This window comes from Spirillospora sp. CA-142024, from assembly GCF_050942325.1.
Taxonomy (GTDB): Bacteria; Actinomycetota; Actinomycetes; order Streptosporangiales; family Streptosporangiaceae; genus Spirillospora.
The window spans coordinates 318,624-336,620 of record NZ_CP192077.1 but is presented as its reverse complement, the minus strand read 5'-3'; the positions used below and the strand labels follow the sequence as shown (position 1 = coordinate 336,620).

Below are 17,997 nucleotides of genomic sequence, written 5' to 3'. Positions count from 1 at the left end.
TCGCGGCCCTTCGTTTCTTACCGGCGCCGACGAACTTCGATCAGAAGGGCTGTTTCGCGGGCGGCTCCGGCTTGCTGTCCGTCCAGCCCGACGACCGTGTCAGCTCGTAGTCGATGACGAACCCCGGCTTCATCTTCTTGTACGCGCCGCCGGGCTCGGTCAGCTGGTTCTCCACGGCCAGCAGCGCGCCGGTCCGCTCGTCGAAGACGATCATGTGGCGGGAGCGGTAGGTCCCCTGCTCGCTCTTCGGTGTGCCGAACTCCCCGTTGTCCGTGGTGGGGAGGGAATAGCCGGCCAGCGCGACGCCCGGGCGGCCCAGCGGGTCGGTGACGCGCCCGATCGCCTGGACGCCCTTCTGGGCGGTCAGCGCCCGGATCAGACCGGCCCGGACCTTCGGCGGCGTCGGGCCGCCGAGAAGCGCGGCCACCGTCCGGATCTTGAGGTTGGGCAGCACCTGCGGCTTGAGGCGTCCGGCCAGCTTCCGCATGTCGGCCTTCTCCTCTGACGCCTTGGTCTCGTCCAGGAACATTTCGGAGAGCTTGGCCGGGTCGGCAGGGAGGTTCTGCAGCTCCTGGGCCGACTTGCCCAAGGCGAACCTTCCGCCGCCGTCGGGGTCCAGGCCCACATTCGCGCCGTCCGACCGCCACTTCGTCGTCCTGGTGGTGAAGCTGAGGTGCTTGTCGCCCGACCAGACGCGGAAGCTCGACGGCGCCCCGTCCCCGCGCCACAGCGCCGCATCTCGCGGGGTCAGCGGGTGGGCCGGGAGATCACGGTCGTAGTACATCTCCCCCATGCCGGGCTTCACGCCGTGCCAGCCGAACAGCTCGCTGTGCGCGCCGACGATCGCGTACGCGGCGCCGGACTTCGCCCGCACGACGTACGACTGGCCGCTGATGACGTCGGAGTACCAGTACTTGCCGGTCGGCTGCGCTTCGGCCTTCTGCGCCGCGGCCAGCACCGCCTGCCTGCCGAGGTCGACTCCGGACGGCGCGTGCGGCGACCCCGGCGACCCCTGCCCGGTGACCACGATGACGGCGGCGGCCGCCGCACCGGCGGCGACGAGGCCGACGCCGATCCGGAACGTCCATCCGGACCACGGCCGCGTCCGGGACGCCGGGCGCGGGAGGCGTCCGCGGTCCGACGCCATCGCGTCCTCCAGCCTGCTCAGCGCCTTCGCGGACACCTCGGCGGAGGGAGGCGCCGGCTCGCGCAGCAGTTCCCTGACCCGGTTCATCTCGTTCATGTCCATGGTGTTCACGCGGTCGACTCCTCGACGATCAGGGCCGGATTCGTTCCACCGAGCGCCTCCCGCAGGCGGCGCCGGGCGCGGTTCAGACGGGACGCGACCGTGCCCGTCTTGAGGCCGAGCGCCTGCCCGACCTCCTCGTAGGACAGGTCGGCGAGCGCGACCAGGAGCAGGACGTCCCGGTCCCCCCGCGGCAGCCGGTCCAGCGCGGCCGCCAGTTCGGCGCCGGCGCCGCCGGCGGTGACCCGCGCCGCGACCCGGTCGTCGTGGCCGTCCTGGTCGCGCTCGGCGGGCGTCCGCGCGAGCGCCCGGTAGTGGCGGCCCTCGGAGCGCCGGTGCTGCGAGACCAGCCGGGTCGCGATGCCGTAGAGCCACGGCCGGACGGTGCCGCGCGCCGGATCGAACCGGCCGCGCTTGCGGAACGCGGCCAGGAACGTCTCGGCGGCGATGTCGTCGGCCGCGTCGGAGCCGAGCCGGCGGGCGGCGTACCGGTGGATCTCGGCGAAGTGCCGGTGGAAGATCACCGCGAACGCGTCGGGCTCGCGCCGGGAACGGACGATCAGCGCCGCGTCGGACGCCTCCTCGGGCGAGTCCGGCGCGGCCGCGGCACGCCTCGGCGGGGCTCCGGGATCCGGCGGACGATCAAAGGCCATGGGCTGATCCTCGCTGTGGGGGGACGGACTTTCCTCCCGTTCTCAGCCGATCCCCCGTTCCGCCTTCACGCACGACGCCCCCCGCCCGGACGGGGGCGGGGGGCGTCGGCAGGGGGAGGCGGCTCTCGCCAAGGGATAACGCAGCGCTCACCCCCTGGCCCGGGCGGTTCAGAAGGGCAGCTCCGCGGGCGGCTTCGGCTTGGTGTTCGTCCAGCCCGAGGACCGGTCCAGCTTGTAGTTGATGACGAAGCCCGGCTTCATCTCGGCGTACTCGCCGCCCGGCTTGGTCAGCTCGTGCTGGACGGACAGCAGCGCGCCGGTGCGCTGATCGAAGATGATCACGTCGCGGGCGCGGTAGCTCGTCTCGGCACGGTCGTCGGTCGCCAGGGCGACGCCCGTACGGCCCATCGGGTCGGTGGCACGGCCGATCGCGCGAAGGCCCGGCTGGGCGGCCAGCGCCCGCATCAGACCCGCCCGGACCTTGGGCGGGATCGGGCCTCCCAGCACCGACGCCGTCCGCCAGATCTGCGCGTAGGAGTTCGCCGGTCCGGCCCCCCTTCGCCCCGACGGATCGGCGCCGGACAGACCGGCACCCGAGGGATCGGCGCCCGACGGATTGCGACCCGAGGGATCGGCGCCCGACGGATTGCGGCCCGAGGGATCGGCGCCCGACGGGTTGCCGCCCGACGGATCCCCTTGCCCCGGGCTCAGGAACAGCTTGGCGAGCTTGGCCGGGTCGGTCGGCAGCTTCTGCAGGTCCTCAAGGGTGGCCGGCCCGGGGCCCGGGCCGACGAACTGCCCGCCGCCGTCCGGGTTCGTGCCGACCTCCGGGCCGCTCGACCGCCACTTCGGCGCCCGGGTCGTGTAGGTGATGTAGCGGCCGTCGCCCCGGACGCGGAAGGTCGACGGCGACCCGGCCTTGCGCCACAGCGCCTCGTCCCGCGCGGTCGCCGGCCGGGCGGGGAGGTCCCGGTTGTAGTACGCCTCCCCCATTCCGGACTTCGCGCCGGTCCAGTTGAAGGACTCGGAGCTCGCGGCGGTGATCGCGTAGGTTCCGGTCTTCGCGCGGATGACGTAGGACTGGCCGTCGAACGAGTCGGAGTACCAGTACTTGCCGGTCGGCTGCCCTTCGGCCTTCTCCGCCGCCGCGAGCACCGCCTTCTTGTCCAGGTCCACCTCCGCGGGGGACCCGGGTGGGGCGGGCGACCCCGACCCCACGGCCGCGATCGCCACCGCGGTGGCCGCGCCGACGGCGACCACGCCGACCCCGGCCTTGAGCCGCCAGCCGAACCGGACGCGCGTGCGCGGCGGCTTCCCGAACATCGCGGCGCGTGCGTCGGTCATCTCCCGCAGCGTCGGCGGCGTGGGCTCCCCGTACGCCTCGCGGACCATCTGCAGTTCATCCATGGTCGTTCTCCTGTTCACGCATCGGATTGGTGCCGCCGAGCGCGGCGCGCAGCTTCCGCCGGGCCCGGCTGAGCCGCGACCCGACCGTCCCGTACGGGATGTCCAGCGCCGCGGCGATCTCTTCGTGGGCGAGGTCGGCGAGCGCGACGAGCAGCAGCACGTCCCGTTCGCCGTCCGACAGCCCGGCGAGGGCGCCGGCCAGGCGGCCCCGCAGCCCCTGGGCGCTGACCCTGGCGTCCACCCGGTCGGCGTGACCGCCCTCGTCCCGGCCGGGGCCGAGCCGGGCGCGTGCCCGCAGCCCGCGCACCTCGCTGCGCCGGTGCTTGCCGATGACATTGGTCGCGATGCCGTAGAGCCAGGTCCGGACGGCGGCGCGGGACGCGTCGTAGCGGGCCCGGCCGTGGAACGCCTCCAGGAACGTCTGCGCCGCGACGTCGGACGCGGCGTCCGGGCCGAGGCGCTTGGCGGCGTACCCGTGGATCTCGGCGAAGTAGGCGTCGAAGATGTCGCCGAACCGCTCGGGGTCCCGCAGCGACAGGCGCAGGACGGCCGAGTGGTCGACCCGCCCCGGGCCCCCGTCCCGGGGCGGGTCTGCGGTGAGGGGTTCCCCTGTCATGTGATGCCTTTCCGTGGGGGGATGGCGGTCACAGACGTATCACCCGAAACCCCTCACCGCTTTCACACGAATTTCATTGCTCTCCGGGTTTTGTCGGCGGCGGTCGGTAGCTTCCTGAACATGTCTCGTTACCGTCTGCAGCCGTCGCCCACGCAAGAGCGGGCCTTGCTGGAGCATTGCGGGCACGCCCGGTTCGTCTGGAACCTGGCGGTCGAGCAGCACGCTTGGTGGCGGCCGGGGCGCGGGTCGGCGCCGGGGCTCGCCGAGCAGTACCGCCAGCTCACCCAGGCGCGGGCGGAGTTCGCCTGGTTGCGGGCGGGGTCGGTGACGGTGCATTAGCAGGCGCTCAAGGACTTCCACCAAGCCATGAGCAACTTCTTCTCCGGTACCCACCGGCGTCCGACCTGGCGCAAGGCCGGACGCCGTGAGGGGTTCCGGGTCGTGGCGGTCAAACCCGATGATCTGCGACGCGTTTCCCGCCGGGTGGGTCAGGTGAAGGTCCCCAAGGTGGTGTGGGTGCGGTTCCGCTGGTCCCGGCCAGTCCCCGACGGCGCCAAGTCCTATCGCGTCACCCGCGACCAGGCCGGGCGCTGGCATGTCGCGTTCGCCGCGCTCCCCGACCCGATCTCGGCGCCGGGTACGGGAGAGGTGGTGGGGGTTGATCGGGGGGTGGCCGTCAGTGCGGCGTTGTCGACTGGTGATCTGCTGCATGTCCTAGGGCTGCGGGAGGGGGAGCGGGCCCGGCTGGCGCGGTTGCTGCGCAGCCTCGCCCGCGCCAAGCGTGGCTCGAGGCGGCGGGCCCGGGTCAAGGCCGCGATCGCCCGGTTGCGGGCCCGGGCCACCGACCGGCGCAAGGACTGGATCGAGAAGACCTCCACCGATCTAGCCCGCCGGTTCGACGTGATCGCCGTCGAGGACCTCAACATCGCAAGCATGACCCGCTCAGCGCGCGGCACAGAGCGGGCGCCGGGCCGCAGCGTGGGGCAGAAGGCCGGGCTGAACCGGGGCATCCTGGCCGCCGGCTGGGGTGCTCTGGTGACCCGGTTCGAGCACAAGGCGCCCGGACGGGTTGTGAAGATCGATCCGCGGTACACGTCGCAGACCTGTAACGCCTGCGGGCATGTCGCCGGGGAGAGCCGTGAGAGCCAAGCGGTCTTCTCGTGCGTCGCCTGCGGGCATCGGGTCAACGCCGACGTGAACGCGGCCTGCAACATTCGTGATACGGCCGCAGGGCATGCGGTTGCTGCACGGGGAGGCCCGCCGTTGGGTGAGCCCGCGAACCGTGAACCTCAACACGACCACTGCCCCATACGAGGCAGTGGTCGTGTTGGAATCCCCCGTTCACGAGGGGGGGGATGTCAAACGAATCTCAGCGGACCCGGTAGGCGCGGAGGATGCGCTGGTCGATGCCGCTGCCGCCCGCGTCCTGCGCGCTGACGCGCAGCGACATGGCCTGCCCCTTGACGGGCGCCGGGAGCGGGGCGCTGAACCGCCCGCCGCCGAGGGCCTTCGCCTGGACGGCCTGCCACGTCTTCCCGTCGTCCACGGACGTCCAGAACCGCAGCCCGGTGACCTTCGCCGTCCCGGAGCCCGCGACCCGCGCGACCGTGAAGACGGCCGGTTCGCCTGCGGGCTGGTTCCGCAGATCCAGGCCGAGGTCGTAGTCGACGAGGAGCAACGGCAGGAGCCTGCTGGAGGTCCCGCGCGGGGAGGCCGAACGGAACGTCCAGGAGGTGGAGGTCCGGACCGACACCGGCAGCAGCGCGGACGCGTCGTTGTCGTAGGTCAGCCGGTAGTCGGCAGGACCGGACGGGACGTCGAAGTCACCGCGCGGGGCGTCCGCGCCGCCGATCTTCTTGTCGCCGGAGTACAGCGCCAGTCGGCCGGTGACGCCTTCCACGCCGCAGTCGAACCCGTCCGTCCTGGTCTGCAGGTCGACGAGTTCGACATGGACGTGGTCGCCGGAACGGATGGACGGGTTCGGTGTGCAGGCGCTCAGGGCGACGCCGGATCCGGAGACCGGGCCGGGACGCACCGGCTGGCGGCCCCACGTGTGCGAGATCCGTTGCCCCGGCCGCAGTTCGCGGAAGGGCAACTGGTCGACCCACTCGCCGTTCGCGATCGCGCGCGGGAACGCCTCGTCGGCCCAGAGCATCCCCTTGCCCGTCGAGACGTAGTCCGTGCGGGTCGTCCCGGAGGGCACCTCGCTGGACGCGTCCAGCCCGGCCAAGAGCAGGCCCTCCGGCGAGGTGCCGTAGCGCTTCTCCATGACGGCCTTGCCGGTGTCGCCGTCGAACGCCGCGAACCGCTGGTCGACGCGTGCCATGCGCGCCTTCTCTTCGGCTCCGACGACGTGCGACGGGTCGGCCGGGATCCGGTCGCCGAACGGGTGGATGAGGTCGTAGACGGTTCCGGGCGCGGTCAGCCGGTGGCTGCTGTAGGCACGGAACAGGCCGGTCTTCACCCCGTCCATCGGCTGGGCGTAGACAGGGGCCGCCGACGGGTCGTCGGAGTACACGCCGACCGTCCACAGCCCTTGGCTCGTGCCGCGGACCACGGACGCGCTCGCCATCGACATCTCGGTGGACACGCCTTCGACGCTCGCTTTGACCGGCTTGCTCGCCGGGCCGTCCAGCGTGACCGTCATGTCGCGGTCGACGACCACCTCGGGCGTACCGGCGACGGCCGAACGCCAGGCGCCGCCCTTCGTGTCGTCCACGGTGCCGAGCACAGCGTAGCGGCCTTCGGGGACACGGACCTTCGTGCCCTCCGGAGTCGGGTCGACGGTCTCGGCGTACAGGGTCGCGTCGTCCAGGTTGACCACTCCGGAGTAGAAGGAGGAGTCGGCAGGGTCGGTGCCCGGCAGGGGGACGCCCTTCACGGTGAGCGTGTGCGAGGGCGGCTCGACGTAGAACGTCACCGGCGTGTGGACGACCGTGCCGCCGCTCTTCGCCGTCACCTCCGCGGCGTAGAGCCCGGCGGCCAGTTTGGACGTGTCGATCCGCAGCGACGCCGACGCGGTGCCTCCCGCCGGGACGTCGATCGCGGCGGCGGACAGGCTCGCCGCGCCGGGCGCGCTCCGGCCGTGCCGGTCGGTCACGTCCACGCTCAGCGCGAGGCGGGCGGCGCCGGCCTGGGACGTCCAGCCGAGCTTCGTCGACAGCGCCTCATGCGCCGGGTACGCGGACGTCCCGAGGTTCACGATGCTCTGCGCGGGCAGGACGGGGCTCGTCGCGGCGGCGTTCACGTCCACGCGTCCTTCGCCGCGCTCGTAGACGTCGCCGCCCGTCGCCGGGTCGGCCGTCCCCACGAGGGCGGCCTTGATCTGCTCGGGAGTCCAGCCCGGGTGCTTCGCGGCCAGCAGCGCGGCCGACCCCGCGACGTGCGGGGTGGCCATCGAGGTGCCGGACGCCTTCGTGTACAGCGGCCCGAGCGGCGTGCCCATCGTGGTGCCCTCCGCACGGGCCGCCGGGATGTCGACGCCGGGAGCGACGATCTCCGGCTTGGCGGCGTACCGGCCGGCCCGTGGGCCGCGGCTGGAGAACTCCGCGAGCCGGTCGCGGCCGTCGACCGCGCCGACGGTGAGCGCCGCGTCCGCCGTCCCGGGCGCGTTGACCGAGCCGCTCACGCCGTCGTTGCCGGCCGCGACGACGAACAGGGTGCCGTGCTCGCCGCTGAGCTCGTTCAGCGCCTGCGAGACCGGGTCCGTCCCGTCGGACACATCTCCGCCGAGGCTCATGTTGACGACCTTCGCCTGCGGCGCCGCCCACTGCATGCCCGCGATCAGGCCGGAGTCGGTGCCGTACCCGTCGTCGTCCAGGACCTTGCCGATCAGCAGGCTCGCGTCCGGCGCGACGCCCCTGCGCGCGCCGCCGGCCGCGGCACCGGTGCCGGCGATCGTCGCGGCGACGTGCGTGCCGTGGCCGAACCGGTCGACGGTGTCGGGCGACTCGGAGAAGTTCTTGGACGCGGCGATGCGGCCCTTCAGGTCGGGGTGCGTGGCGTCGACGCCGGTGTCGAGCACGGCGACCTTGGCACCCGCGCCCGTGAACCCCGCCTTCCACGCCTGCGGCGCGCCGATCTGCCGCAGGTTCCGGTCGAGCTTCGCGCCCGGAGCCGCCTTCACCGCCGTGGCCAGGGCGGTGGCCTTCACCTTGCCGTCCAGCCAGACGTGCCGGATGCCGCCCGTCGCCTTCAGCGACGGGCCCTTCATCGCGGCGAGCGCCGAGCCGAGCCGCCGGGCGTCCTTCTTCGGCTGCCGCGCGGCGACGGCACCGATGCTCGGCAGCGCCACGCCCTCCCGCAGCGTCCCGCCACCGAGCGCCGACAGCGAGCGAGCGCCGGCGGAGCGCTGCACGATCAGCGGCAGATCCCGGCTGCGGGCGTCGTCGTAGCCCTGCCTGATCAGGTTCGTGACGTCGAACAGCCCGGGGTCGAGCACCTTCCCGACCAGGCCGGCGACGTCCAGCGGGGTCACCAGGACATGCCCGTCCGGCCGGGTGACCGTGCGGAACAGGTGGGCGTCGCGGCCGGGCGCTGGGGTGACCGCCACCATGGGCGCGCGGCCCTTGACCGTCCGCACCCTGACCACGTCCCCGGTCAGCAGGGTGACCTTCCAGGAGCGGCCGGGCGCGAGCCCGCCGGCCGGGGGATTGGGCCCTCCCGGCGCGGCGTGCGCGGCGGTCGGCACCACCGCGAGCACCCCGGCCGCGAGCAGCGTGCCCAGCAGGGCGCCGGGCAGGGCCCGGCTCCGGCGTCTGTGCGTCATCGAGTCTCCTCCACCATGGCCGTCCCGCGTTGGACGGTCGTTATTGATCACCCGGAGGGGCTGATCAACTTCACAGGGGAAGTCGCGATGGATCCCGGCTTCTTACAGGCGTCCGGCAGAGCGCATCGGGTAAAGCAGCCTTCACTCTCTGCCTGCCAGGCCTTTTCGCGCCTGAAGTTACGAGCTCACGCTTCGTGGGGAGGGAGTTAGCCGCCCGGCATGACGGGTTGCGGTCGAGGGACGGGGGTCGACATGGCGTCAATTTCTGTGCGGGAGAACCGGGAGATCGAGGCGGCCAATGCCTCTCACGACACCCCGGTCGTTTTCATCCACGGCCTGTGGCTGCTGCCGAGCAGCTGGGCCAACTGGGTGGACTTCTTCAAGGCGGCGGGCTACGCACCGCTGACGCCGGACTGGCCAGACGATCCGGAAACGGTCGAAGCGGCCCGGGCGAACCCGGATGCCCTCGCCAAGAAGACCCTGAAGCAGATCTCCGATCACACCATCGAGATCGTCAACGCCTTGGACAAGAAGCCGGTGCTGATAGGGCACTCGACCGGGGGCCTGCTGGCGGAGATGCTCGCAGGCCAGGGCCTCTCGGCGGCCACGGTGGCCATCGACCCCGGGATCTTCCGCGGCGTTCTGCCGCTGCCGCCCTCCGTGCTCAAGGTCGCGGGCCCGTTCCTGGTCAACCCGCTCACGCGCGGCCGCGCGATCACGCTCACGTTCGACCAGTTCGCCTACGGCTGGGCGAACGCACTGGACGAGAAGGAGGCGAAGGAGCTCTACAACACTTTCCACGTCGCCGGCTCCGGGATCGCTCTCATGCAGATGGGCAACGCGAACCTCAACCCGTGGACGGAGGCGAAGGTGGACACGAAGAACCCCGCCCGCGGCGCCCTGCTGATCATCGACGGCGAGAAGGACCACACGGTGCCCTGGGCGATCGCGAACGCCGCCTACAAGCGGCAGAAGCGCAACCCCGCCGTAACGGAGATCGTGAAGATCCCGAACCGAGGCCACTCCCTCACCATCGACCACGCGTGGCGCGAGGTCGCCCAAACCGCGCTCGACTTCGTCGAGCGCTCCGTCAACTGACGCGCCGATGGCGCCCGAACGTGCCGGTCACGTTCGGGCGCCATCGGCGTAGGGGCCGCCTTTCTCACGGCGACGGCCGGGTCAGCACATGATGCTGACGTCCTGCGCGCGTGCCGCGCGAGAGGCGGGGCTCCCGGGAGCGGCCTTCTGGCCGGTGGCCGTGGAGTTGCATGCGGTCACGCAGGCGCTGAGCGCCGATGTGGCGAGGCTCTTCTTGGTCGACGGGTTGAACGCGCCCCTGTGCCCCCTCTTGGGGATGAGGTGCACCCCCGACCGGGTTCCGATGCCGGCGACCCGGTTCGTCCTGTTCTGGTAGGACCACGCGTGCTTCTTCACCGAGGCCGGCAGCGTGCGGCAGCCCAGCTTCGACGTGTAGGTGACCTTCACGCCTCTGTAGTGCGTTTTGCTGTAGACGCAGAAATGGTTGGGCGCGCAGGTGTCGGCCGTCGCGGTCCCCGCGTCGGCCGCTACGGGACCGGCGGTGGCCAGGGCCGCGGCGGCGCCGGCGGTCGTGGCGAGCAAGCGAAGCACTTGCTTTCTGGCGGGCATATGAGCACCTCTTTCACTCCTCCCGGATGGCGGCAGAGAACGCCGCCGAATCCTCGGAGGCTGATCGACTTCATGGGGGAAGTGGCGGTGGATCCCGGTTTCTTACAAGCGACCGGCGCCAGGCGACCAGGAAGGATTTCAGGGGAAATGATCTCTTCCTGCCGGACATCTCTCCGGGCGAGGCCCGCGCACCCGCGTGGGCGCCCATGGAGAGGGAGATCCTTGGCAGTCAGGAAGAGCAGCGCCATGATCACGCTCGTCGCGGCGGCCGCCACGACGACGACGTTCGCAATACCGCATCAGGCGGCGGCGGCGCCGTCCCCGGCCCCGTCCGCCCAGTCCGCCCGCAATCGGTATCCGCATGGGCTACGGCAGGAGGCCGTCACCGAACCCGGGCACCGGACGGCGAAGACGCGGCGTCTGGCGTCCAAGGCCGCGGACGGGGTGAAGGTGGTCATCAACGTCCTCGACCGGAACGGCAAGCCCCCGGCCACCGACGACGCGAATGGCGTGACCTTCTATCCCCTCGATGGAAGTGACCCGTTTTACGGCGAACTCGACACGGGGAACCTCGAAGGGCGACTCCCGGCGGGTGAGTACGCGGTGATGGCGTACGTGAAGACGCCCGAGGGGGACGGCGATGCCTCCACCACCCTGATCTACCGCCCCCGTGTGCGGGTGCAGGACGCGACCAAGCTCGTTCTGGACGCTCGGGAGGCCCGGCCGGTCTCGGTTTCCGTCTACAACGTGGTGGCCGAACAGCGGGAGCGGATCCCGGCGAATCCCGAGTTCCGGGTGAAGACCGCGGACATGGCCAAGGTGAGGGTCCGGTACGGGACGGAGGGACGTCCCGTCTGCACGGGCGGGCACGCCGCCCCGGCCTGGGCCGAGGGTGGCGGGATCGGCTTCTTCTCCGGCGTCGGCGCCGCACCGGCCACGCGTACCGAGTACTTCACGCCGGGCGTCGCCTGGGACATCGACTGGATGAACACGACGCCGGACTGCGGTTTCGAATTCGATAAGACCGAGATCTGGAACCGAACCGTCCGCTTCACGAAGCCGGGCTCGCACCGGTGGAAGCTGACCCCGGCTCCGTTCGGCCCGGCCCGTCCGGTGGTCATCTGGGGCAGCGGAGAGGAACCGGCCCTGGCGGTCCCCATGCACTCGACCTGGGACGGCCGAAGCGACCTCGCGCCCTACAACGGAGCGAGCGGCTCCTCCGTCCTGCGGGACTCCACGGGACGGGTCGTCTACGAGAGCGACCAGCCTGGCACCGCCCACGGCTGGCCCGTTACCCGCCCGGGAACTACACGCTGACCGTCGTTGAGAAGCGCAACGCCTCCTATTCGCCGCTCGCGACCCGCCAGCACGCGGTGTGGAACTTCGCGGTACGCGACGACGGCGTCGTCCCCCTTCCGTCCATCCGGTACCGCACGCCGCTCGACGCCGGCGCGACCGCCGACGCCGGGGCCGGGGCCGGGGCCGGGCAGGAACTGACCTTGACGGTGGATCGCGCACCGGACTCCCGGCCGTCCCTCCAGATCTCCTACGACGACGGCAAGACCTGGACCCCGGTGACCGTCCGGCGCAAAGGCACGGAGTGGGCCGCGACACTGAAGAACCCCGCGTCGGGGTTCGTCTCGCTGCACGCCAAGGCCGCGGGCGTCGACCAGACCGTGATCCGCGCGTACGCGGTCAAGAGCCGGCGTTCCTGAGCCTGCCGAGCCGGGAGGCGACGCGGCGAAACGTCGCCTCCCGGCAGGATCACTCTGCCAACAGTGCGAACGCGGCTGGTATCACGATGCCGTCATGGCCGGTCCGAGCAGGAAGCGGTCGGCCTCGTCGAGCGTTCGCGGCTGTTCGGGTGTCACCGTCAGGACGTCGCGCCGGTGGTTGCGGATCTCCAGCACGCTGCCAGGGTCCGCCTCCACCGTGAGGCGCAGCCCCCGTTCCACCATTGCCCGTGGGTAGACCTTGAACGTCTTCTCCCGCACCGACGTGCGGCCGCCGATTTCCTCGAAGCCGTCCGCCCTCCGCAGGTCGAACTTCAGGTCGATGACGGGGAACGGCTCGCGGTCCCAGGTGGTGCACGGCATCGAGTTCCGCCCCTGGATCCGTGCCTCGACGAACGTCTCGGTGTCCTCGTCGCCGATCTCGCAGTCGCGGATCGGGAAGACCCTGCCGAGCCTGGCCCCATAGTTCACGGCCGTCAGCGAGGGCCCACACAACAGCACGTGGTCGAATGGGCCGATCGGCGCGGGTAGCGGCACCTTGTGATGAGAGCGGCCGTCGAAAGCCAGCCCGACGCGCGGTCGGACGAAGTCCAGGAAGGCCGACACCATCGCCTCGTCGTGGCCGGGCTTCTTCACCACCAGGGACAGGCCCCGGCCCTCGTCCTCGCCGACGATGTAGTACTCGTAGAACGGTCCGGGCCCGGCCTTGAAGTCGTGGAATCTCACGACCACGCCTGGGTGATCGGCGACCGGCTCGTACTTGTCGCCGTTCCCGACCATGTCGAGCAGCCGGACGTCCGCTTCGGGCTCCGCCTTCGCCCGCGGCGCCGCTGTCCCGGGCCCGGGCGCGACCTCGACGTATCCGCCCCGCTCCTTCTCGCTGATCTTCTTGGTGAAGTGGCGGAGTGCGTGCGCCCCATCGTCGAGCGTCATGCTCGACCCGCGCATGACGCCGCCGGCCACGCCCCAGCCCATGTGGCAGCGGATGCCGTCAAGGGTGATCTGCCAGCATCGGACGACGCCTTTGTCGTTCTTCTCGAAATACCGTGTCTCCGCCATGCCCCCCGCCTGCGTCAATGGAGAGTGTGGACGTCGCCGTTCTTGATCCGGGAAGTCAGCGCGCGCCACGCAGACGGCGCGACCACGAGCACCGGCCCGTCCCTATCCAGCGAGTCACGAACACCGACCACACCGGGGACGTTGAGCGCCACCTCTACGCACGAACTGTTGCCTCCCCCTGAGTGGCTGCTGATCCGCCACTGGGCCTCGGCTGGAAACCTAAGCACGGACATGAGCTTGGAACTCCTCCCGGATAGTGGTCATGAGCGCCACCGACTCGTCTTGGGACAACGCCACGTCGGCGATGCGGTCCAACCTCGAACTACAGCGCCGAACCTGCGTGATGTCTTCGATGTACATACTTCCGCCCATAGTCTCCACATGCGCAGTATCGAGTTCCAGGGGCGCTGAGAACTCGAAAATCTCCACCGAGCCCTCGCCGAGACTGGGCCGGTATCCGAGCGTCATCGGCACGACGCGAACAGCTACCGATGCTTGTTCCACCGCCTCCAGGAGCGCGGTGAGCTGGCCGATCATCACAGCCGGTCCCCCGACTGGGCGGCGGAAGATCTCCTCTGCCAGGAGGATGTCGAGTTCAGGGGCGTCGGTACGCGTGAAGCGTGCACGCCTTGCCATCCGAGCCTGCAGTCTTCGATCGATCTCGTCTCGATCGTCCGGAAACGTCCCCGCGATCAGAGCGCGAGCGTAATCAGGGGTCTGGAGCACCCCTGGGACAACTTCCGTTTGCCAGATACGGATGCGGTCGGCCGCGTCCTCCAACTCGGCATAGCCACCCGCCAGGACGTCACCGAACGCCGCCCACCAGCCCCGGGCGCGAATGTCGCGGGCGAGTTGGAGCAGCGCTGCCCGCGTCGCGTAGTCGGTGCCGTAGACGTCGAGAATGCGCTCGACATCGCCGACCGAGGGCATGCTCTTGGCCGTTTCGATCCGTACGAGCTTGGTTCGGCTCCAGCCGAGGATGCCGGCGGTCACCTCCGGCGTCAGGTCTGCCGCCTCGCGAAGGCGTCGCAGCTCGGCAGCGAGCCGACGGTGCCGTGCGGTCGGTCCGTGCTCAACAGGCATGGGATGCAGCCTTCCATCGGAGCGATCACCGTGTGTGGCCATTTCGTAACAGATCTTTCACGCCAACACTGGCGCTGCGCACAAGTGCGAGTCATGATAGGCGAGTGCGTTTCGCCACCCTGCGGGGTCGAAGGAACGCGCTGCGTGGTCGTCGCCGCATGCCCCCAGATGCGGATGGTGATCACGTAGGCCGTCGGTGCGGCGCCTGCGGGCTCGTGCCGGTCGGGACGTCGCGCGGCGGGGCCCACCCCCGGGGATCCCGCCGCGTGGCGCACAAGACGAGTCGCGCGCCTGCGCGCTCGTAGATACAGGGCGGCCCCGGGACAGGTGCTGGCACACCATTACGCCCGGGGCCTCGATCGGATGGAGGTCCGATCTATGGGCAACCTAACCGATTGCTCCGCGACGGGATGGGTCTACCTCGACCCCGACGAGATCCGGCGGGAGCTGGAGGCCGCGTTCCCCGGCGTCCGGGCATGGCTCGGCGACTACACCGGGCACTGGTGGGCCCTGGCGAACGATCGCCTGGTGGAGGCGGACACGCCTCGTCAGCTCGCCGACAGGATTCACGGCGTTCTCGGCATCCGGCGGGCGATCCCGCCGCGGCGCCCGGTCTTCGGAAGGACGCAGCGGCCCGGCGGGGCCGTTGGCTCCCGGTCACGGGAGGCGTCCCGTCCGGCTCATGCGCGGCCGAAGCGGCGGCGGCGCGCCCTGTTCGGGGGTGGCCGATGAGGGCGCGGGCGGCGCACGAGCCGCCGCAGATGTACGCCTGGGACGTCGAGAACGGTCAGTCCGGGGTGACCGATGACATGGGCGCCGCGATCACCTACGTCGATCTTGCTCTTCGTGAGGCGACCACCGGTGTGTGCGGTGCGATCCGGCTCGTCACCGTGTCCACGTACGGCAAGAGCGAGTACATCGACCTCGGAGTCGTCGGCGAGGCGCGGCGTGACGGCGGCGGGGTCTTGTGGACGAGTTGCTCCTCCTGGTGGGGGATGGTCGCGGGGGCGTTCTCCTCCGTCCAGGTGATCCCTGAGCCGACGGGGCCGTTCCGGGAACCGGAATAGGGCGCTCAATCGTCCTGTTGTAGAGGACGGCAGCAAAGTTGAGTCCGGTCGACTCAAGTCATTTGACAACGGACGGTCGGCCGGGCAATCTTGCGGCCTAGAGACTCAACCGGCGCGCCCTGGGGGCGACCGGGGCTGCGATAACTCCCGGCAACGGGGTTGACACCGGAAACGACGGAGGACGAGAACATGGCACGTGCGGTCGGCATCGACCTCGGGACGACCAACTCGGTCGTCGCGATTCTGGAGGGCGGCGAGCCCACCGTCATCGCGAACGCGGAGGGGTCGCGGACCACGCCGTCCGTCGTCGCCTTCGCCAAGAACGGCGAGGTTCTGGTCGGCGAGGTCGCCAAGCGCCAGGCGGTCACCAACGTGGACCGGACCATCCGGTCGGTCAAGCGCGAGATGGGCACCGACTGGAAGACCAAGATCGACGACAAGCCCTTCACCCCGCAGCAGATCAGCGCGTTTGTGCTGCAGAAGCTGAAGCGGGACGCCGAGTCCTACCTGGGCGAGACCGTCACCGACGCGGTCATCACGGTTCCCGCCTACTTCTCCGACCACCAGCGGCAGGCCACCAAGGAGGCCGGCCAGATCGCGGGGCTGAACGTCCTGCGCATCATCAACGAGCCGACCTCGGCGGCGCTCGCCTACCACCTGGAGAAGGAGAACGAGGCCACCATCCTGGTCTTCGACCTCGGCGGCGGCACGTTCGACGTCTCCCTGCTGGAGGTCGGCGACGGGGTGGTCGAGGTCAAGGCCACCAGCGGCGACAACCACCTGGGCGGCGACGACTGGGACAGCAAGGTCGTCGACTGGCTGGTCGAGAAGTTCAAGAACGCCAACGGCGTCGACCTGTCCAAGGACAAGATGGCGCTGCAGCGGCTCCGCGAGGCCGCGGAGAAGGCGAAGATCGAGCTGTCCGGCTCGTCCGAGACGCAGATCAACCTGCCCTACATCACCGCGTCGGCGGAGGGCCCGCTCCACCTGGACGAGAAGCTCACCCGGGCCGAGTTCCAGCGGATGACCTCCGACCTGCTCGACCGGACCAAGGCGCCGTTCCACTCGGTGCTCAAGGACGCCGGCATCACGGTCGACGGCATCGACCAGGTCGTCCTGGTCGGCGGCTCGACCCGCATGCCCGCGGTGTCCGAACTGGTCAAGGAGCTGACCGGCGGCAAGGAGCCGAACAAGGGCGTCAACCCCGACGAGGTCGTCGCGATCGGCGCCAGCCTCCAGGCCGGCGTGCTCAAGGGCGAGGTCAAGGACGTCCTGCTGCTGGACGTGACCCCGCTGAGCCTCGGCATCGAGACCAAGGGCGGCATCTTCACCAAGATCATCGAGCGGAACACCACGATCCCGACCAAGCGGTCGGAGACGTTCACCACCGCCGACGACAACCAGCCGTCCGTGGAGATCCAGGTCTACCAGGGCGAGCGCGAGATCGCCGCGTACAACAAGAAGCTCGGCACCTTCCAGCTGACCGGTCTGCCGCCGGCGCCGCGCGGCGTCCCGCAGATCGAGGTCACCTTCGACATCGACGCGAACGGCATCGTGAACGTCAGTGCGAAGGACCAGGGCACCGGTCGCGAGCAGTCGATGGTCATCACGGGCGGCAGCGCGCTGCCCAAGGACGACATCGAGAAGATGATGCGCGACGCCGAGGAGTACGCCGAGGAGGACCGCAGGCGCAAGGAGGAGGCCGAGGTCCGCAACCAGGCCGACACCCTCGCGTACTCGACCGAGAAGTTCCTGCGGGAGAACGACGAGAAGGTCCCCGCGGAGATGAAGACCGAGGTCAACGACGCGGTCGCCGAGGTGAAGAAGGCCCTGGAGGGCACCGACGTCGACGCCATCAAGGGCAGCGCCGAGAAGCTGGCGCAGGTCAGCCAGAAGATGGGCGCGGCCATGTACGCGCAGAACCCCGAGGGCGCCCAGGCCGGCCCCGAGGACCACGGGCCGACGGCGGACGCCCAGGGCGGCGAGCCGCAGGACGACGAGGTCGTCGACGCCGAGATCGTGGACGAGGACAAGCCGAAGGGTGATGCGTCGTGACGTCCTCCCCCGGCGAGGGCGAGGAGAAGGAGGGCCCGGTGATCCGCGACAAGCGGCGCATCGATCCCGAAACGGGGGAAGTCCGGGCGCAGGCGGCCTCGCCTGCTCCGGAGACCCCTGCGAACGGGGGCGCCACGGTCACCGATGAGGAGACCTCCTCGCTCAAGACCCAGCTCACGGAGCGTCTCGCCGACCTCCAGCGGCTGAAGGCCGAGTACGACAACTACCGCAAGCGCGTCGAGCGCGACCGGGTCGCGGTCCGCGAGCAGGCCCTCGGGCAGGTGCTGTCCGAGCTGCTCCCGGTGCTGGACGACATCGGCCGCGCCCGTGACCACGACGAGCTCACCGGCGGCTTCAAGTCCGTCGCGGAGAGCCTGGAGGCGGTCACCGGCAAGCTCGGCCTGGAGCGGTTCGGGGAGAAGGGCGAGCCCTTCGACCCGGTCGTGCACGAGGCCCTGATGCACTCGCTCTCGGCGGACGTGACCGAGACGAGCGTCATCGACGTCCTCCAGCCGGGCTACCGGATCGGCGAGCGGATACTGCGGCCCGCGCGGGTCGCGGTGGCCGATCCCGATCCGGACGCCGGGCCGAGCGCGTCCGGCGGCGAGCCCGGCGACGCGGACGACGAACCAGGCGAATGATCCTTACGGGGCCCGTCCCACC

General features: G+C 70.7%; 17 protein-coding genes and 1 pseudogene. 9 read left to right on the top strand and 9 right to left on the bottom strand.

The window, feature by feature from the left end; genetic code table 11:
- Positions 1-40 precede the first annotated feature (40 nt).
- From ACQPZP_RS01685 to ACQPZP_RS01670, 4 genes are all read right to left on the bottom strand, one after another.
- On the bottom strand, positions 41-1,258 hold the full coding sequence (locus ACQPZP_RS01685) for a hypothetical protein (RefSeq protein WP_433475842.1): 1,218 nt from the start codon (positions 1,256-1,258) through the stop codon (positions 41-43).
- Positions 1,255-1,899, bottom strand: a complete 645-nt coding sequence (locus ACQPZP_RS01680; protein ID WP_433475841.1) for an RNA polymerase sigma factor — start codon at positions 1,897-1,899, stop codon at positions 1,255-1,257. Before ACQPZP_RS01680 ends, ACQPZP_RS01685 begins: the two co-directional genes overlap by 4 nt.
- A 168-nt stretch (positions 1,900-2,067) precedes the next feature.
- Positions 2,068-3,306: a hypothetical protein gene (locus tag ACQPZP_RS01675; protein ID WP_433475840.1), complete on the bottom strand. Its 1,239-nt coding sequence runs from the start codon at positions 3,304-3,306 to the stop codon at positions 2,068-2,070.
- Positions 3,299-3,922, bottom strand: a complete 624-nt coding sequence (locus ACQPZP_RS01670; RefSeq protein WP_433475839.1) for an RNA polymerase sigma factor — start codon at positions 3,920-3,922, stop codon at positions 3,299-3,301. Before ACQPZP_RS01670 ends, ACQPZP_RS01675 begins: the two co-directional genes overlap by 8 nt.
- Before the next feature lie 120 nt (positions 3,923-4,042).
- Here ACQPZP_RS01670 and ACQPZP_RS01665 point away from each other — a divergent pair, with 120 nt between their 5' ends.
- A complete protein-coding gene (locus ACQPZP_RS01665; RefSeq protein ID WP_433475838.1) occupies positions 4,043-4,261 on the top strand; it encodes a helix-turn-helix domain-containing protein in 219 nt (72 codons plus the stop codon).
- Positions 4,262-4,273: 12 nt separating this feature from the next.
- Positions 4,274-5,359 (top strand): annotated as a pseudogene (locus ACQPZP_RS01660) (RNA-guided endonuclease InsQ/TnpB family protein); the annotation flags it as partial.
- Here ACQPZP_RS01660 and ACQPZP_RS01655 read toward each other — a convergent pair.
- On the bottom strand, positions 5,292-8,690 hold the full coding sequence (locus ACQPZP_RS01655; RefSeq protein ID WP_433475837.1) for a S8 family serine peptidase: 3,399 nt from the start codon (positions 8,688-8,690) through the stop codon (positions 5,292-5,294). The pseudogene ACQPZP_RS01660 and the gene ACQPZP_RS01655 sit on opposite strands and share 68 nt — an antisense overlap.
- A gap of 252 nt (positions 8,691-8,942) precedes the next feature.
- Between ACQPZP_RS01655 and ACQPZP_RS01650 the strand changes: the two genes are divergently transcribed.
- Positions 8,943-9,788 (top strand): alpha/beta hydrolase, encoded by an 846-nt coding sequence (locus ACQPZP_RS01650; RefSeq protein ID WP_433475836.1) that lies wholly within the window; start codon positions 8,943-8,945, stop codon positions 9,786-9,788.
- 81 nt (positions 9,789-9,869) lie between these two features.
- Here the strand turns inward: ACQPZP_RS01650 and ACQPZP_RS01645 are convergent, their stop codons facing one another.
- A complete protein-coding gene (locus tag ACQPZP_RS01645; protein WP_433475835.1) occupies positions 9,870-10,337 on the bottom strand; it encodes a peptidase inhibitor family I36 protein in 468 nt (155 codons plus the stop codon).
- 222 nt (positions 10,338-10,559) lie between these two features.
- Here ACQPZP_RS01645 and ACQPZP_RS01640 point away from each other — a divergent pair, with 222 nt between their 5' ends.
- The gene (locus ACQPZP_RS01640) at positions 10,560-11,654 is read left to right on the top strand and encodes a hypothetical protein (protein WP_433475834.1); all 1,095 of its coding nucleotides are present in this window, start codon (positions 10,560-10,562) and stop codon (positions 11,652-11,654) included.
- Positions 11,655-11,710: 56 nt separating this feature from the next.
- Entirely contained in the window at positions 11,711-12,052 is a 342-nt protein-coding gene (locus ACQPZP_RS01635) for a hypothetical protein (RefSeq protein ID WP_433475833.1), read from the top strand.
- Between the two features lie 81 nt (positions 12,053-12,133).
- On the opposite strand, the gene ACQPZP_RS01630 is transcribed toward ACQPZP_RS01635, so the two are convergent.
- From ACQPZP_RS01630 to ACQPZP_RS01620, 3 genes are read right to left on the bottom strand one after another with little or no spacing between them, the layout of a single operon-like run.
- Positions 12,134-13,129 (bottom strand): hypothetical protein, encoded by a 996-nt coding sequence (locus ACQPZP_RS01630; RefSeq protein ID WP_433475832.1) that lies wholly within the window; start codon positions 13,127-13,129, stop codon positions 12,134-12,136.
- A 14-nt stretch (positions 13,130-13,143) separates the two neighbouring features.
- Positions 13,144-13,362, bottom strand: a complete 219-nt coding sequence (locus ACQPZP_RS01625; protein WP_433475831.1) for a DUF397 domain-containing protein — start codon at positions 13,360-13,362, stop codon at positions 13,144-13,146.
- On the bottom strand, positions 13,349-14,212 hold the full coding sequence (locus ACQPZP_RS01620; RefSeq protein WP_433475830.1) for a helix-turn-helix domain-containing protein: 864 nt from the start codon (positions 14,210-14,212) through the stop codon (positions 13,349-13,351). The genes ACQPZP_RS01625 and ACQPZP_RS01620 overlap by 14 nt, the downstream gene beginning before the upstream one ends.
- A 378-nt stretch (positions 14,213-14,590) precedes the next feature.
- Here ACQPZP_RS01620 and ACQPZP_RS01615 point away from each other — a divergent pair, with 378 nt between their 5' ends.
- The 4 genes from ACQPZP_RS01615 to grpE all read left to right on the top strand — a co-directional run bounded on the left by ACQPZP_RS01615 (position 14,591) and on the right by grpE (position 17,975).
- Entirely contained in the window at positions 14,591-14,944 is a 354-nt protein-coding gene (locus ACQPZP_RS01615) for a hypothetical protein (protein ID WP_433475829.1), read from the top strand.
- Positions 14,941-15,279, top strand: a complete 339-nt coding sequence (locus ACQPZP_RS01610; RefSeq protein ID WP_433475828.1) for a hypothetical protein — start codon at positions 14,941-14,943, stop codon at positions 15,277-15,279. The genes ACQPZP_RS01615 and ACQPZP_RS01610 overlap by 4 nt, the downstream gene beginning before the upstream one ends.
- Positions 15,280-15,468: 189 nt before the next feature.
- Entirely contained in the window at positions 15,469-17,334 is a 1,866-nt protein-coding gene (gene dnaK, locus ACQPZP_RS01605) for a molecular chaperone DnaK (RefSeq protein WP_433475827.1), read from the top strand.
- Positions 17,331-17,975 carry a nucleotide exchange factor GrpE gene (gene grpE, locus ACQPZP_RS01600; protein WP_433475826.1) on the top strand — a complete coding sequence of 215 codons (645 nt, stop codon included), beginning with the start codon at positions 17,331-17,333 and terminating at the stop codon, positions 17,973-17,975. The genes dnaK and grpE overlap by 4 nt, the downstream gene beginning before the upstream one ends.
- The last annotated feature ends 22 nt before the right edge of the window (positions 17,976-17,997 follow it).